At 62.5% G+C, this 14,119-nt stretch carries 13 protein-coding genes; 9 read left to right on the forward strand and 4 right to left on the reverse strand.

Going from position 1 to position 14,119, the window contains the following annotated elements; translation table 11 throughout:
- Nucleotides 1–4: 4 nt before the first annotated feature.
- The 5 genes from C8C92_RS14460 to C8C92_RS14480 all read left to right on the forward strand — a co-directional run bounded on the left by C8C92_RS14460 (nucleotide 5) and on the right by C8C92_RS14480 (nucleotide 6,591).
- Nucleotides 5–1,393, forward strand: coding sequence for a TIGR03013 family XrtA/PEP-CTERM system glycosyltransferase (locus C8C92_RS14460; RefSeq protein WP_116745965.1), 1,389 nt, complete (start codon nucleotides 5–7; stop codon nucleotides 1,391–1,393).
- Entirely contained in the window at nucleotides 1,393–3,441 is a 2,049-nt protein-coding gene (gene prsK, locus C8C92_RS14465) for an XrtA/PEP-CTERM system histidine kinase PrsK (protein ID WP_347708470.1), read from the forward strand. Before C8C92_RS14460 ends, prsK begins: the two co-directional genes overlap by 1 nt.
- Before the next feature lie 12 nt (nucleotides 3,442–3,453).
- The gene (gene prsR, locus C8C92_RS14470; protein ID WP_116744336.1) at nucleotides 3,454–4,809 is read left to right on the forward strand and encodes a PEP-CTERM-box response regulator transcription factor; all 1,356 of its coding nucleotides are present in this window, start codon (nucleotides 3,454–3,456) and stop codon (nucleotides 4,807–4,809) included.
- Nucleotides 4,810–4,921: 112 nt separating this feature from the next.
- Nucleotides 4,922–5,815 (forward strand): hypothetical protein, encoded by an 894-nt coding sequence (locus C8C92_RS14475; protein ID WP_116744337.1) that lies wholly within the window; start codon nucleotides 4,922–4,924, stop codon nucleotides 5,813–5,815.
- A gap of 206 nt (nucleotides 5,816–6,021) precedes the next feature.
- Nucleotides 6,022–6,591 (forward strand): DUF1439 domain-containing protein, encoded by a 570-nt coding sequence (locus C8C92_RS14480; protein WP_116744338.1) that lies wholly within the window; start codon nucleotides 6,022–6,024, stop codon nucleotides 6,589–6,591.
- Between the two features lies 1 nt (nucleotide 6,592).
- Here the strand turns inward: C8C92_RS14480 and C8C92_RS14485 are convergent, their stop codons facing one another.
- Nucleotides 6,593–6,829, reverse strand: coding sequence for a hypothetical protein (locus tag C8C92_RS14485; RefSeq protein WP_099763888.1), 237 nt, complete (start codon nucleotides 6,827–6,829; stop codon nucleotides 6,593–6,595).
- 158 nt (nucleotides 6,830–6,987) lie between these two features.
- On the opposite strand from C8C92_RS14485, the gene C8C92_RS14490 reads away from it, so the two are divergent.
- Together C8C92_RS14490 and C8C92_RS14495 are read left to right on the forward strand one after the other, a co-directional pair.
- A complete protein-coding gene (locus C8C92_RS14490) occupies nucleotides 6,988–7,710 on the forward strand; it encodes a hypothetical protein (RefSeq protein ID WP_133250756.1) in 723 nt (240 codons plus the stop codon).
- 118 nt (nucleotides 7,711–7,828) lie between these two features.
- Nucleotides 7,829–9,874 (forward strand): M13 family metallopeptidase, encoded by a 2,046-nt coding sequence (locus C8C92_RS14495; protein WP_116744340.1) that lies wholly within the window; start codon nucleotides 7,829–7,831, stop codon nucleotides 9,872–9,874.
- 34 nt (nucleotides 9,875–9,908) lie between these two features.
- On the opposite strand, the gene fdx is transcribed toward C8C92_RS14495, so the two are convergent.
- The 3 genes from fdx to lpxO all read right to left on the reverse strand — a co-directional run bounded on the left by fdx (nucleotide 9,909) and on the right by lpxO (nucleotide 11,683).
- The gene (gene fdx, locus C8C92_RS14500; protein ID WP_116744341.1) at nucleotides 9,909–10,241 is read right to left on the reverse strand and encodes an ISC system 2Fe-2S type ferredoxin; all 333 of its coding nucleotides are present in this window, start codon (nucleotides 10,239–10,241) and stop codon (nucleotides 9,909–9,911) included.
- A gap of 60 nt (nucleotides 10,242–10,301) precedes the next feature.
- Nucleotides 10,302–10,700 carry a DUF6331 family protein gene (locus C8C92_RS14505; protein WP_116744342.1) on the reverse strand — a complete coding sequence of 133 codons (399 nt, stop codon included), beginning with the start codon at nucleotides 10,698–10,700 and terminating at the stop codon, nucleotides 10,302–10,304.
- 83 nt (nucleotides 10,701–10,783) lie between these two features.
- Nucleotides 10,784–11,683 (reverse strand): lipid A hydroxylase LpxO, encoded by a 900-nt coding sequence (gene lpxO / locus C8C92_RS14510; RefSeq protein ID WP_070259823.1) that lies wholly within the window; start codon nucleotides 11,681–11,683, stop codon nucleotides 10,784–10,786.
- Nucleotides 11,684–11,827: 144 nt separating this feature from the next.
- On the opposite strand from lpxO, the gene C8C92_RS14515 reads away from it, so the two are divergent.
- Both C8C92_RS14515 and C8C92_RS14520 read left to right on the forward strand, forming a co-directional pair.
- Nucleotides 11,828–12,253 (forward strand): hotdog fold thioesterase, encoded by a 426-nt coding sequence (locus tag C8C92_RS14515; RefSeq protein ID WP_116744343.1) that lies wholly within the window; start codon nucleotides 11,828–11,830, stop codon nucleotides 12,251–12,253.
- A gap of 253 nt (nucleotides 12,254–12,506) precedes the next feature.
- Nucleotides 12,507–14,087 (forward strand): methyl-accepting chemotaxis protein, encoded by a 1,581-nt coding sequence (locus C8C92_RS14520; RefSeq protein ID WP_116744344.1) that lies wholly within the window; start codon nucleotides 12,507–12,509, stop codon nucleotides 14,085–14,087.
- Nucleotides 14,088–14,119: the final 32 nt, after the last annotated feature.

Genomic DNA, 14,119 nt, shown 5'->3' on the forward strand with positions numbered 1-14,119 from the left:
CTCCATGATCCGCATCTTCAGCCATTATGTCTCGAAAACAGCGTTTATATTGCTGTTGCTGGAAATCCTGATCCTGCTGCTGTCGGCCACCCTGACCTCAATGCTGTGGCTGGCGGACGGCAGCCGCGTGCTGCGCGTGGGCGAGATTTACCTGTCGTCGACGATCTTTGCGCTGGTCATCGTGCTGAGCATGAGCGCGCTGGGTATGTACCAGCACCGCTCGCGCGAAGACATCCGCAACACGCTATTGCGCATCCTGCCGTCGTTCGCGCTGGGCTTTGCCGTGCTCAGCGTCTTGATCCGTTTCGTCCCATCCCTGCATTTCGGGCGCGGCAGCGTGCTGATCTTCGGCCTGGGCGCCATCGGCGTGCTGCTGGCGCGCCTGGTGGTGTTCAAATCCGCGCAGTCGGCGCTGATGGAAGGCCGGCTGATCCTGGTGGGTGGCGGGGCGCTGGCGCGCGAGTGCATGGACTTGGCTGCGAGCAAGATCGGTTTCCACCAGTTTACCGTCGTCGGCTGCATCGATGTGGCGGGAGAACAATGCTGCGTGCCGGCCTCGGCCTTGCTGCCGGCCGAACCGTCGCTGCTGGCCATGGCCCAGCGCCATGCCGCGCATGAGATCGTTGTCTCCGTCAGCGACCGGCGCAATGGCGCGTTTCCTGCCAAGCAACTACTGGAATGCGCGCTGGGCGGCGTCAAGGTCATCGATGCGGCCACGTTTTTCGAGCGCGAAGCGTGCCAGATCCGCATCGATTCCTTGCAACCGAGCTATCTGATCTATGGCGGCGGCTTCGACCAGAGTTTTTTCCGCGCTAGCTCGAAGCGGATGTTCGACCTGGCTGCCAGCTGGGTCATCTGCCTGGCGGCGCTGCCCGTGATGCTGGTGACGGCCCTGTGCATCCGCCTGGAAGACGGCGGCCCCGTGTTTTACCAGCAAGAAAGGGTGGGGCGCGACGGCTTGCCCTTCAATGTGCTGAAATTTCGCAGCATGCGCTGCGATGCGGAGCGCGACGGCAAGCCCATCTGGGCGCAGACCAACGATGCGCGCATCACGCGCGTGGGTAACGTCATTCGCAAGCTGCGCATCGACGAGTTGCCGCAGATGCTCAATGTGTTTCGTGGCGAAATGAGTTTTGTGGGGCCACGCCCCGAGCGCGCCTATTTTGTCGAGCAACTCAAGCAGCAGGTGCCGTACTACAACATCCGTCACAGCATCAAGCCGGGTATCACGGGCCTGGCGCAGGTGCGCTACCAGTATGGCGCCTCCGTCGACGATGCCGTCAAGAAGCTGCAATATGATTTGTATTATGTAAAAAATAACAGCCTGTTCCTCGACTTGCTGATCCTGCTCGATACGGTGCAGGTGGTGCTGTTTGGCAAGGGCAGCCGATGATGCGGTCGCAGTCAGACTGGCTGGCGGCGGCCGACGCGGCGGCGCTCAGCCATGGCCTGGCGTCGCTGGCCTTCTTCGTGCTGGCACTGCTGCTCATCAGCAACTGGCGTGCGCGGCAAAATGTGCGCGCCTTGCTGGTCGCGTGCCTGGCGACGGGTGGCTGGGCCACGGGCACGGTGGTGCTGGTGCTGCTGGGGCAGCGCATCGCGCTGGCCGGCGATGCGCTGGAACTGCTGCGCACCCTGGCCTGGCTGGTGTTTTTGCTGCTGCTGATCGAACCGTCGCGTCCGCGCTTGCGCCTGGTGCTGGCGGGCATCGTCCTCACGGCGCTGGCGCCCGCATTGTCCGCGCTGGCCTCGTCGTGGCTGGAGTTGCCTTTGCCGGCGCGCATCATCGCCAGCGTCAGCCGTTTGCTGCTGGCCGTGCTGGGCATGTTGCTGGTGGAACAGTGGTACCGCAACACGCCGCCCCTGAAACGCTGGGGCATCAAGTTCGCCTGCCTGGGCGTGGGCGGCTTGTTTGCCTACGATTTTTATCTGTACAGCGATGCCTTGCTGTTTCGCGCGATCAACGACGACATCTGGGCCGCGCGCGGCATCGTCGACGCCCTGTGCGCGCCGCTGCTGGCCGTGTCGGCGGCGCGCAATCCCGGCTGGGCGCTGGGCCTGTCCGTCTCGCGCCAGATGCTGTACCGCTCGGCCGCCTTGCTGGGTTCGGCCATCTACCTGCTGGCCATGGCGGCCAGCGCCTATTATTTGCGCTATTTCGGCGGCACCTGGGGCTCCTTGATGCAGATGGCTTACCTGGGCGGGGCGGCCCTGTTGCTGGCGGGCGTGCTGTTTTCCGGCAGCTTGCGCGCCAAGCTCAAGGTCACTATCAATAAACATTTTTACAATGCCATCTTCGATTACCGCGAAGAATGGCTGAGATTTACCCGCGCCTTGTCCGAAGATGGACCGGCCCTGGGCGAACGCACGATACAGGCCATGGCGCAGCTGGTGGAAAGCCGTGCCGGCGCGCTGTGGATCTTGCGCGAGCAGGGGCAGTTTGCCCCGGCCGCCAGCTGGAACTGGCCACCGAGCACGTGGAGCGAGCCGGCGTCCGGCGCCCTGTGCCAATTCCTGGAGGCAAGACTATGGGTGATCGACGTGCCCGACTGCCAGCAAAACCCGCTCCAGTACGGTGGTTTGCAGTTGCCGCCGGCACTGCTGGCGCTGCCCGACGTGTGGCTGCTGGTGCCCCTGATGCTGCATGGCCAGCTGTTCGCCTTTGTCGCACTGGCGCGGCCCCGCACGCGTATCGGCCTGAACTGGGAAATCCGCGACGTGCTGAAAATTGCCGGCAGCCAGGCCGCCAGCTACCTGGCGCACCGCGAATCGCTCGATACCCTGACGGTGGCGCGCCAGTTCGACTCGTTCAACCGCATGTCCACCTTTATCGTGCACGACCTCAAAAACCTGGTGTTCCAGCTGTCCTTGCTATTAAGCAATGCGGAAAAGCACCGCGCCAATCCCGCCTTCCAGGAAGACATGCTGGGTACGTTAGAGCATTCCGTGCAGAAAATGAAGACCTTGCTGCAAAAGCTGGCGCGCGGCGAGGCGCCGGAAGCGCCAGCGCCGCTGCAGCTCGACGGCTTGCTGCGCCAGGCCGTGGCCGCCAAGGCCAGCCTGGCGCCGGCGCCCAGGCTGGAAATCGTCGATGGCGAGCTGACGGTGCTGGCCAACCGCGCGCGCCTGGAAAGAGTGCTCGGTCATTTGATCCAGAACGCCATCGAGGCGACGGCCAGTGATGGCACGGTGGACGTGCGGCTGCGGCGCGTACAGCATACGGCCGTGGTCGAACTCGACGATACGGGGCAGGGCATGAGCGAGCAATTCATCCGCGAGCGCCTGTTCAAGCCGTTTGACACGACGAAGACGGCGGGCATGGGCATCGGCGTGTTCGAAAGCCGCGAATACCTGCGCGAAGTGGGCGGCAGCCTGGAAGTGCGCAGCGAGCCGCAAGTGGGCACGACGTTTCGCGTGATCCTGCCGCTGCATGCGGCCTAGCAAAGGAGTGCCATGGGCAAACAGAAATTGCTGGTCATCGAAGACGATCCCGGCCTGCAAAAGCAGCTGCACTGGAGTTTTGACGGCTATGACGTCTTGCTGGCGGGCGAGCGCGAAACGGCGCTGGCGCTGGTGCGGCGCCACCAGCCGGCCGTGGTGACGATGGACCTGGGCTTGCCGCCCGACCCGGACGGCGCCACGGAAGGCCTGGCCACCCTGCAGCAGATCCTCGCGCTGGCGCCGGACACGAAAGTCATCATCCTCTCGGGCAACCAGGAACGCGCGCATGCCTTGAAAGCGATTGCCCTGGGCGCCTATGATTTCCATCAGAAACCGTTTGACGCCGACATGCTGGGCCTGGTCATCGCCCGCGCGTTTTATTTGCACGCGATGCAGCAGGAAAACCGCCGCATGCTGCAGACGCAGGCGGACTCGCCCTTGGCGGGTATCGTCAGCCGCGACCCCGGCATGCTGAAACTGTGCCGCAGCGTGGAAAAAGTGGCGCCCTCGTCAGCCAGCGTGATGCTGCTGGGCGACTCGGGCAGCGGCAAGGAGCTCATTGCGCGGGGCTTGCATGCGCTATCGAGTCGTCATGCACAGCGTTTCGTCGCCATCAACTGCGCGGCGATTCCCGAAAACCTGCTGGAAAGCGAGCTCTTCGGCTATGAACGGGGGGCATTTACGGGCGCGGCGCGGCAAACCCTGGGCAAGATCGAGCTGGCCCACGGCGGCACTTTCTTTCTCGACGAGGTCGGCGACATGCCGATGGCCTTGCAGGCGAAACTGCTGCGCTTCTTGCAGGAACGGGTCATCGAAAGGGTGGGCGGGCGCACCGAGATCGCCGTCGACGTGCGCATCGTCTGCGCCACGCACCAGGATTTGAAGGTGCTGGCGGAACAGGGACGTTTCCGCGAAGACCTGTTTTACCGGCTCAGCGAAATCGTCTTGCGCATTCCGCCGCTGCGCGAGCGGGCCGGCGATGCGGCCTTGCTGGCCCACCATTTCAAGAACAAGTTCTGCGCCAGCGAAGGACGCAGCAACCTGCATTTCAGCGCCGGCGCGCTGCAACTGATCGAAAGCCATGGCTGGCCCGGCAATGTGCGCGAGGTGGAAAACTGCATCAGGCGCGCCGTCATCATGAGCGACGGGCCGCAAATCGCCGCCGACGACCTGGGTTTGCCCGCCAGCGCCCAGGCGACGCCCGTGGACGAGGCCATCAACCTGCGCCAGGCCCGCGAAGCGGCCGAATACAAGGTGATGGTGCGCGCACTGGCGCGGGCCGACGGCAATATCGCCAAGGCGGCCGAACTGCTGGGCGTGAGCCGGCCCACCCTGTACGACCTGATGGGGCATCACGGCATCAAGTAGGCAGCTGTGCGTGTATTAAAAATCAATATTGTGTATGGCGTCGCACATACGCGGCGGCGCCGGCGCGGCATGCTTCCCTCAGCAACTTAATCAAGTCAACAGGGAGAATTCCATGCAAGCTACACAACTGTCCGCGTCGGACCTGAACAATCCTGGCGTGTCCTGGGGCGCCGTGCTGGCGGGCGCCGCCGCGGCCGCCGCCTTGTCTTTCATCCTGCTGATCCTCGGCGTGGGCCTGGGCCTGTCGTCCGTGTCGCCGTGGTCGTTCAATGCGACGGCCATCGGCGTGTCGACCATCGCCTGGCTGGCCTTCATGCAGCTGGCCGCGTCCGGCATCGGCGGCTACATGGCGGGCCGGCTGCGCGTGAAATGGAGTTCCATCCACACGGATGAGGTGCATTTCCGCGATACGGCGCACGGCTTGCTGGCCTGGGCCGTGGCCACCCTGATCACCGTGGCCGTGCTGGCCGGCGGCACGCGCGCCGTGCTCAGCGGTGCCATCGATGCGGGCAGCGGCGTGGCGGCGGCAGTATCCCCGGCCGCAGCGGCTGGCGCCAAGGCGGGCGAGGGCAGCACCAATCCGCTCGATTATTTCTCGGACATGCTGTTGCGCGCCGCACCAGCGGCTGGCACGGGCTCGGCGGGCGGTACGGTCGCCGACCAGCGCGTGGAAATCGGCAAGATCTTTGCCACGGGTCTGTCCACGGGCAGCCTGGCCGCCGATGACCGCAGCTACCTGGGCCAGGTCGTGGCCAGCCGCACGGGCTTGACGCAGGCTGAAGCGGAAGCGCGGGTCGACGCCGTCTACGCCCGCGCCGCCAAGGCCGCCGCCGATGCCAAGGCGAAAGCACAGCAGGCGGCCGACGCGGCCCGCAAGGCCGGTGCCCATACGGCGTTGTGGATGTTCGTCGCCTTGCTGCTCGGTGCGTTCGTCGCCAGCCTGGCGGCAACGTTCGGCGGCCGCCAGCGCGACCATGAGCGCGTGCTGCGCCACGTGACCATTTAAATCCCCCATTCAATTTAGGAGACTGCCATGCGTTCCATCCTCTTGCTGCTTCTGGGCATTCCATTGCCCATCGTCATACTGATCGCCCTGTTCGTGCATTAATAAGACGTTGACGTAAAAAAACGGCGCCCGCCGCAAGCCGGGCGCCGTTTGTGTTGAAGCAGGCGCATGTGTAAGATGGCGCCATCTTTCCACCGAGACTATCCATGAATGTGACCGCCATCCGTCCCTTGCTGAAAACCGCCGCCATCGCTGCTTTTGCGTGCACCATGCTGGCCTCGTGTTCCACCCTGATCGGCCCGCGCGACGTGAATGTGTCGCTGAGCAAGATGCAGCAAGGCTTGGAGCGCCGCTTTCCCATCGACAAGCGTGTGCTGTCCGTGCTGGACGTCAAGCTGACGCATCCGCAGTTGTCGCTGCAGCCCGAGCGCGAAAGAGTCGCCCTCAGCGTCGATGCCAGCGTCTTGCCGCCGTTCATACGCCAGAGCTGGCGCGGCAGCCTGGCCATGTCGGGCCGGCTGGTGCTCGACGCCCGGCGCAACGCCGTTTACCTGAGCGAAGCGAGCGTGGACAAGGTCAGCATCGAGGGCATGGACGAGTCGCAGCAGCGCCAGTTTGCCAAGGTGGCCAGCCTGGTGGCCGACCAGCTCATGCATGAAACGCCGATCTACACCTTCAAGCCCGACGAATTGCGTTATGCGGGCGTGCAATTCGTGCCGACGCAGATCAGGACCACGGGCAACGGGCTGACGGTGACGTTCGAGCCGGTGAAGTAGCCTAGGCCTGGAACGCGGGCGAGCTGATTTGCGTGGCCGTGTTATTGCGCGGCGTCGCCTCTTCATGGAACAGGTCCGCCAGGTATTCGCACAGCGCATCGGCTTCAATATCGTCCGGAATAATGAAATCGGCGGGGCGGCGCTTGCCTTCCGCACCGAGATAGAATGCGCGCCATGCTCCCGGATTTCCCCGGACGGCAATCAACGTGCCGAAAATATTGAATCTGCATTCCTGCATCAAGCTGCTCCATTACCTTGCTCAGTCTTGAGTATATATTGTGCTATAGTAATATTTACTTATATAGTAACATTTACTGATCCAGGGGGCGGGCGATGGTGAATATCAGCACGGCGGGAATCCAGCCCGGGGCACTGTCTGCCGCGGCAGGCGGCAAGGTGTCATCTGACAAGGCAGCATCGGACAAGGCCCAGACAACCCAGGCGCCAGCCAGCGTCGGCACCGTGGCCGACGAGGTCGTGATCTCGACCCTGGCCGGGCGTTTGTCGGCGGCGTCGACGGCTACCAGCGCCACCATCCGGGGCTACGACCACGCCACGCTGGGTGCGTGGGTGAATGACAATACCACCGACATCCTGTATCCGCTGGACACCGAACACAAGGCGGCGGCCGCCAAACAGGTGCCGCAACCGAATGACGCGGCAGCGGCAAAGTCGGCTGCTGCAGCGACGGCGTTTGTCGACAGGAAGGGCCCCAATCCGTTTGCGGGCTTGTCGCGCGAACAATTGTCCACCATTTCGAACGATGACAGCGGCACATTCACCATCAACGAGCGGCGCGCCGCCTTTACGCAGGCGTATCAGGAAGAAGAAGCCTGGCGCATCCAGGTCGTGGCGCAAGCCATGCAGGAATACAATACCACCGGCAAGATGACCAATTTCTTCAAGTCGGTGCTGGGGCATTTCAATACATTGCCGCAGCTGGAACAGTCGCAATATCCCGCTGATTATGCGAGCGACCTGGAAGGCAAGATCAAGCTCGATTTTAATTATTTCAACCACGCGGCCGGCGATGGCGGGCCAACGCCGGGTTCGCTTGCGGATCTGCTGAAAAAGCAGGATAAAAAAGGCCTGGATCTGTTCGATCTGCTGATCCGCTAATCCTTGGAATTGTTCAACTGTCATTGTTGCCCGCTGGCAGGCCGACTATAATCCGGCCTTCCATGCCTGGACACAGCATGTTCTCCAACATGAAGTTAAAACAATTAAAGGAATCTTCGTGAAACGTTCACTCATCAGCGCGGCCTGCTGCGCCTTGCTCGCCTTTTCGTCGCCGTCGCTGTACGCCCAAGCCACCAATGCTACCGCGCCCGTCTCCGGCATCGACCTGAAAACCCTGGACCCTGCGGTCAGCCCCCGGGATGATTTCTACGGTTACGTCAACGGCGTCTGGACCCGCAATACGGATATCCCGGCCGACAAATCCGTCTGGGGCACATATATCGAATTGCGCGAAATCGCCCAGGGCCAGTTGCGCGGCCTGATCGATGCTACCGTCAAGAACCCCGGCAAGCCCGGCAGCGAGGCGCACAAGATCGCCGACCTGTACACGAGCTTCATGAATGACAAGGCGCGCAATGCGGCCGGCTTCAAGCCGCTGCACGCCGAACTGACCCGCGTCGCCGCCGTGAAGGACAAGAAAGACTTGCCGGCGCTGTTCGCCTACCTGCAGGGCAATGGCGTCGCCACGCCGTTTTCCGCCTATGTGGCGCCCGATGCGCAAGACCCGGAGCAGTACACGGTCAACATCAGCCAGTCCGGCCTGGGCTTACCTGACCGCGATTACTACCTGAAGGAGGACGACGCCAAGCTGCAAGCCGTGCGCGCCAAATACCTCAAGCATATCGAAACCATGCTGGCCATGAGCGGTGACAAAGCCGCTGCCGAGCACGCGGCGCAGATCCTCGACATCGAAACGCGTTTGGCGGCAGTGCAGTGGACGCGCGTGCAGATGCGCGACCCCGTCAAATCGTACAACCGCGTCGATTTCGACAAATTTACGGCACTGGCGCCGGCCTTCGACTGGAACGCCTATTTTGCCGCCGCCGGCCTGGCGCCGAAAGCCTCGTCGGCCGTGGTGCGCCAGCCCAGCTTCATGACAGGGTTTTCCGAGACCGTGGCCGCCGTGCCGCTGGCATCGTGGAAGAGCTATCTGAACTGGCGCATCATCGAAAGCTATGCATCTAACCTGGACAGCGCCACAGTCAAGGAGCGCTTCGCCTTCGACGGCACGGTGCTGCGCGGCGTGCCGCAAAGCGAACCGCAGTGGCAACTGGCGCTGCGCTTCACGGATGGCGCCATCAGCGACGCCGTCGGCAAGCGCTACGTGCAAATGTATCTGCCGCCGGAAACGAAGCCACGCGTGATGGCCATGTTCGACAATTTCGTCGCCTCGTTCAAGGATGGCATCGAGCAGCTCGACTGGATGGGCCCGGAAACCAAGAAGGAAGCCCAGCTCAAGCTGGCAGCCTTGAAGCCGAAGATCGCCTACCCGGACAAATGGCGCGACTACAGCAGCATGCAGACGCGGCCGAACGACCTGATCGCCAACGTGCGCGCCGCGCGCGCCTGGAGCCGCCAGCAAAACCTGGGCAAGCTGGGCAAACCGGTGGACCGCGACGAATGGTCGATGACGCCGCAAACCGTCAACGCCAGCTACAGCCCGGCCCTGAATGCCATCACGATCCCGGCCGCGATTTTGCAGCCGCCATTTTTCAACGTGAAAGCGGAAGATGCCGTCAATTATGGCTTGCTGGGCATCACTTTCGGCCATGAAATCAGCCATGCCTTCGACGATTCCGGCAGCCAGTACGATGCCAAGGGCCGTTTGCGCAACTGGTGGACGGCCGAGGACCGCACTGCCTTCAAGGCGCTGGCCGCCGGCCTCGTCAAGCAATACGGCGCCTACAGCCCCGTGCCTGGCTACCATATCAATGGCGAACTGACCCTGGGTGAAAACATCGGCGACAATTCCGGTCTGTCGATCACCTACAAGGCGTATCAGCGTTCCTTGCACGGCAAGCCGTCGCCAGTCATCGATGGTTTGACGGGCGAACAGCGGCTGTACATCGGCTTTGCGCAGAAGTGGCGCGCCAAACTGCGTCCGGAAGCGGCGATTGCGCAGATCAAGAGCGACCCGCATTCGCCGGGCGAATTCCGCGCCAAGGGAACCGTGAAAAACCAGCCCGGCTTTTACGAAGCGTTCGGCATCAAGCCGGGCGACCCGATGTATCTGCCGCCCGAGCAGCGCGTGATCATGTGGTAAGCATGGTCAGGTAAGCAGGCAAGCGCGCCGGGGACTATTCCTTGGCGTGGTTGAGGGTGTACCTGGGCAGTTCGACCGTCAGGTCTTCCTGTGCCAGGCGCGCCTGGCACGACAGGCGCGAGTGGCGCTGCAAGCCCCAGGCCTGGTCGAGCATGTCTTCTTCATTGTCGCCCAGTTCATTGAGCGAGTCGAAACCCTGCAGCACGACCACGTGGCAGGTGGAACAGGCGCCCACCTGGCCGCAGGCATGTTCTATATCTATTTTATTGCGCTGCAACGCGTCGCAAATACTCATTTTCTCTGGCGCGTCGAACACGGCGCCGTCGGGGGCCAGCTCGGGATGGGGCAGGACGGTGATTTTTGGCATGCGGGATTCTCCTTGAGTTCCTTGAATACCGTTACCTTGGACCTTCCCGCCTTGGCAAGGTCAAGCCCCTGCGCAATCCTGCGCGGTGATGCACTCGTCCAGATGCGCGAGCAATTGCAGGAACACGCGTTTATCGGCGTAGTGATTCATCGTGTTACTCAGCAATACATCGCTGGCGGTTGCCGCCACGGCGATCCTGGCCGCTGCGCAGGCCGCATGCAGGTGCGCGCAATCGAGTTCCAGCAGCGCCGTAGCGACACCCTCGCGCGTGAAATCGTAGGCATCCATGCCGCAACAGCCGGCGTCGCAATGCGTTTCCAGGCGGCAGATCAGCGGCCATAGCCCATCGAGCAGGGCATCAATGTCGGTGGCCTGGTCATAGCGGCCGTCAAGACTGATGAATTCGATCCATGCATCGTCGCCGATCTGGATATCATACTGGCGGTCGCGTTCGGTCATTTTCTAAAATTTTCCTGGTCAGTGGCATCGCATGACAAAAAAACCGCCCGAAGGCGGTTTGATCAAACAGGCAAGGACTGTTGCTAGATGAAGTAGATCAGCGCGATGACGCCCACGACGAGGGCCACGCGGGTGACCTGGTAGGCCGTCTTGTTCCACGCCTTGAAGCGGCGGCGGTACTGGCCCATGGTCCAGGAAATCTGGAACAGTTTGCTCACGCCGCCCACCTGGTCGCCCAGTTCGTTGGGCGAGGCGGCGGCCGTCATCAGGGTGCGGCCCAGCCAGCGGTTCAGGCCTTGCGCCCAGCGGTAGCGCATCGGGCGTTCGATGTCGCAGAACAGGATGATGCGGTCGCTGTCGGCATCGTTGCGGGCCCAGTGGATATACGTTTCATCGAACATCACGGCCTGGCCGTCGCGCCAGCTGTGGCGTTCGCCATCGACGTCGATGAAGCAGCGGTCGTCGTTCGGCGTCTGCAAGCCCAGGTGGTAGCGCAGGGAACCGGCGAACGGGTCGCGGTGCGGGTTGAGCTTGCCGCCTTGCGGCAGTTCCGCGAACATGGCTGCCTTGATCGAGGGAATCGATTGCAGCAACGCATAGGTTTGCGGACACATTTGCTGTGCCGACGGGTGATTCGCGTCATACCATTTCAGGTAGAAACGCTTCCAGCCATATTTGAAGAAGGAGTTGAAACCCACGTCATTGTTCTTTTCAGCCGCCTTGATCTTTTTCATTTCCTGCATGCGCAGCGCTTCATCGCGGATGATTTGCCAGTTCTGCTGCAGCGGCGCCAGTTCCGGAAATTGATCGACGGAAAGATATGGCGTGGCCGGCACCTTGGAAAAGGTGTGCATGAACAGGTTCAGCGGCGCCATGAACGAGGAGTGATCGAAGATCTGGCGGCGAAACGGCAGGCGTACCTTGCCACGAAAATGAATATGTAAAACAGAAAACACAAAAATGCCCAGCAAGGCCCACTTCATACACAACCTCGTTTTTTAAGAATGGGGCAATTATAACCAGTTAATGTCCGTGCCACCCCGTGCCACGGTGAAGGAAGGATGAAGCAGCGCGTGCGCGCCGGCTGCCCTACAATGGTTTTTTCTCTACACTTATCCAAGGTAATCATGGAAATCTGGCACGCACCGCTCGACCTGGCCACGCTCAACGCCGCCAGCGAGGGCACGGCCATGCGCCACCTGGGCATCGTCTTCACGGCCGTCGGCCCCGACTGGATCGAGGCGAGCATGCCCGTCGACCACCGCACCATGCAGCCATTCAAACTGCTGCATGGCGGCGCTTCCGTCTTGCTGGCCGAAACCCTGGGCAGCATGGCCGCGAATGCCTGCCTGGATAATCGCCGCCATGTCAGCGTGGGGCAGGAAATCAACGCCAACCACGTGCGCGGCGTGCGCGGCGGCCACGTGACGGGGCGCGCCACGCCGATCCACCGGGGCCGAACCAGCCAGGTCTGGGAAATCCGCATCGTCGACGAGGACGGCAAACTGTGCTGCATCTCGCGCATCACCATGGCCGTCATCGACGCTCCTTGACTTGCATCAAAGCATTAAAAGTGAGCGCGTGGAATCATCCATAACGCTGTTCGCTTATAATTCAGTGTGCTGTTGTATGGCGTGGGGTGTCTCCCGCACGCCTGCATTGCCCGACATTAGAAGCTGACTGCCCAAAAAACGCCAGTTAGAAACCCATCCTGCGTCATGCGGGAAAGGCAACACGACGGCGAGCAGATCGCCCGGTTCTAGCGGAACCGGCAAAAATCAACTTTATTACAGGGCAATAACAACAATGATGTCATTCAATCGTTTGACGATAGGCGCGCGCCTGAGCGCAGGCTTCGGGCTGCTGGTGGTACTCATGCTGGTGCTGGCCGCCTTCGCGCTGCTGCGCATCGGCGCCATCTCCGGTGCCATGGATGCGCAAGAAAAAGTGCAACTGGAAAAACTCGACCCCCTGTACGTGGCGCGCGAAGCGCTCGACCAGACCGGCATGGCCGCCCGCAACGCGTATATCTTCCACGACCAGGCCGCCGCTGAAAAAGAGCTGGCCATCCTCGACAGTCAGAAGGCGCTGTACCTGGAAGCGCTGGCCCGGCTGGCGCCAAAGTTTGCCGGCGATGCCCAGTTCGAGAAAGTCAGCGCGGGCCTGAAAACCATGGCGCAGGAATTGCAGCGTCCGCGCCAGTTCCGCGCCACGGGGCAGATGGAGCAGTACGGCACCTTCCTCGTCGAGGAGTGCAGCCCGTTGCGGCGCCAGATCGTCGCCGACATCGACACGGTGCTGAAAAGCGTGCAGCGCGAATCGGAGCAAGCCAGTGTGGCCGCGCGCGCCATCTATGGCCAGTCGCTGCGCTGGATCGGTGTGCTGGCCGCGCTCAGCGTGCTCATTTGCATTGCGGTCGCCACCGTCATCACGCGGGGATTGCTGCGCCAGCTGGGCGGCGAACCCGCGTATGCGGCCTCGATTGCCGGCCGTATCGCGCTCGGTGAACTGGCCATCGACGTGCACACGCGCGATGGCGACGACAGCAGTTTATTGTTCGCCATCAAAACCATGCGCGATAACCTGGCTGCCATCGTCGGCAAGGTGCGCCTCGGTACGGAAAGCATCGCCACGGCCTCTACCGAGATCGCTTCGGGCAACCGCGACCTGTCGCAACGCACGGAGCAGCAGGCCGGTTCGCTGGAAGAAGTGGCCTCGTCGATGGAAGAACTGATCTCCACCGTGCGCCAGAATGCGGACAACGCGCAGCAGGCGAATCATTTGGCGCGTGAAGCGTCGAAGGTGTCGGAGCAGGGCGGCAAGGCCGTAGCCGAAGTGGTGCATACCATGGGCCTGATCAATGCCTCGTCGAACAAGATCGTCGACATCATCGGCGTGATCGACAGCATCGCCTTCCAGACCAACATCCTGGCCTTGAACGCGGCCGTGGAGGCGGCGCGCGCCGGTGAGCAGGGGCGCGGCTTTGCCGTCGTCGCCACCGAGGTGCGCAGCCTGGCACAGCGTTCCGCCGCCGCCGCGCGCGAAATCAAGACCCTGATCGACGATTCCGTCAGCAAGGTGGGTACGGGCACGGTGCTCGTCGAGCAGGCGGGCGCCACCATGCATGAGGTGGTGGCCGGCATTGGCAGGGTGACGGGCATCATGGCCGATATCAGCCACGCCACGCAGGAGCAGGGCGCCGGCATCGAGCAAGTCAACCGCGCCATCGTCGACATGGACCGCGTCACCCAGCAAAACGCGGCCCTGGTGGAACAGGCGGCCGCCGCCGCGCACGAACTGCAACAGCAGGCGGCGCAGCTGGAACAGGAAGTGGGCATTTTCAAACTGGCCCAGCCGGCCAACGGTCCTTTGCGCCTGGCGGCCTGAGGCCAATAGCGCAGCAGCGCGGCGCGCCATGT

It is taken from the genome of Janthinobacterium sp. 78 (assembly GCF_003096775.1).
Lineage (GTDB): Bacteria > Pseudomonadota > Gammaproteobacteria > Burkholderiales > Burkholderiaceae_D > Janthinobacterium > Janthinobacterium tructae.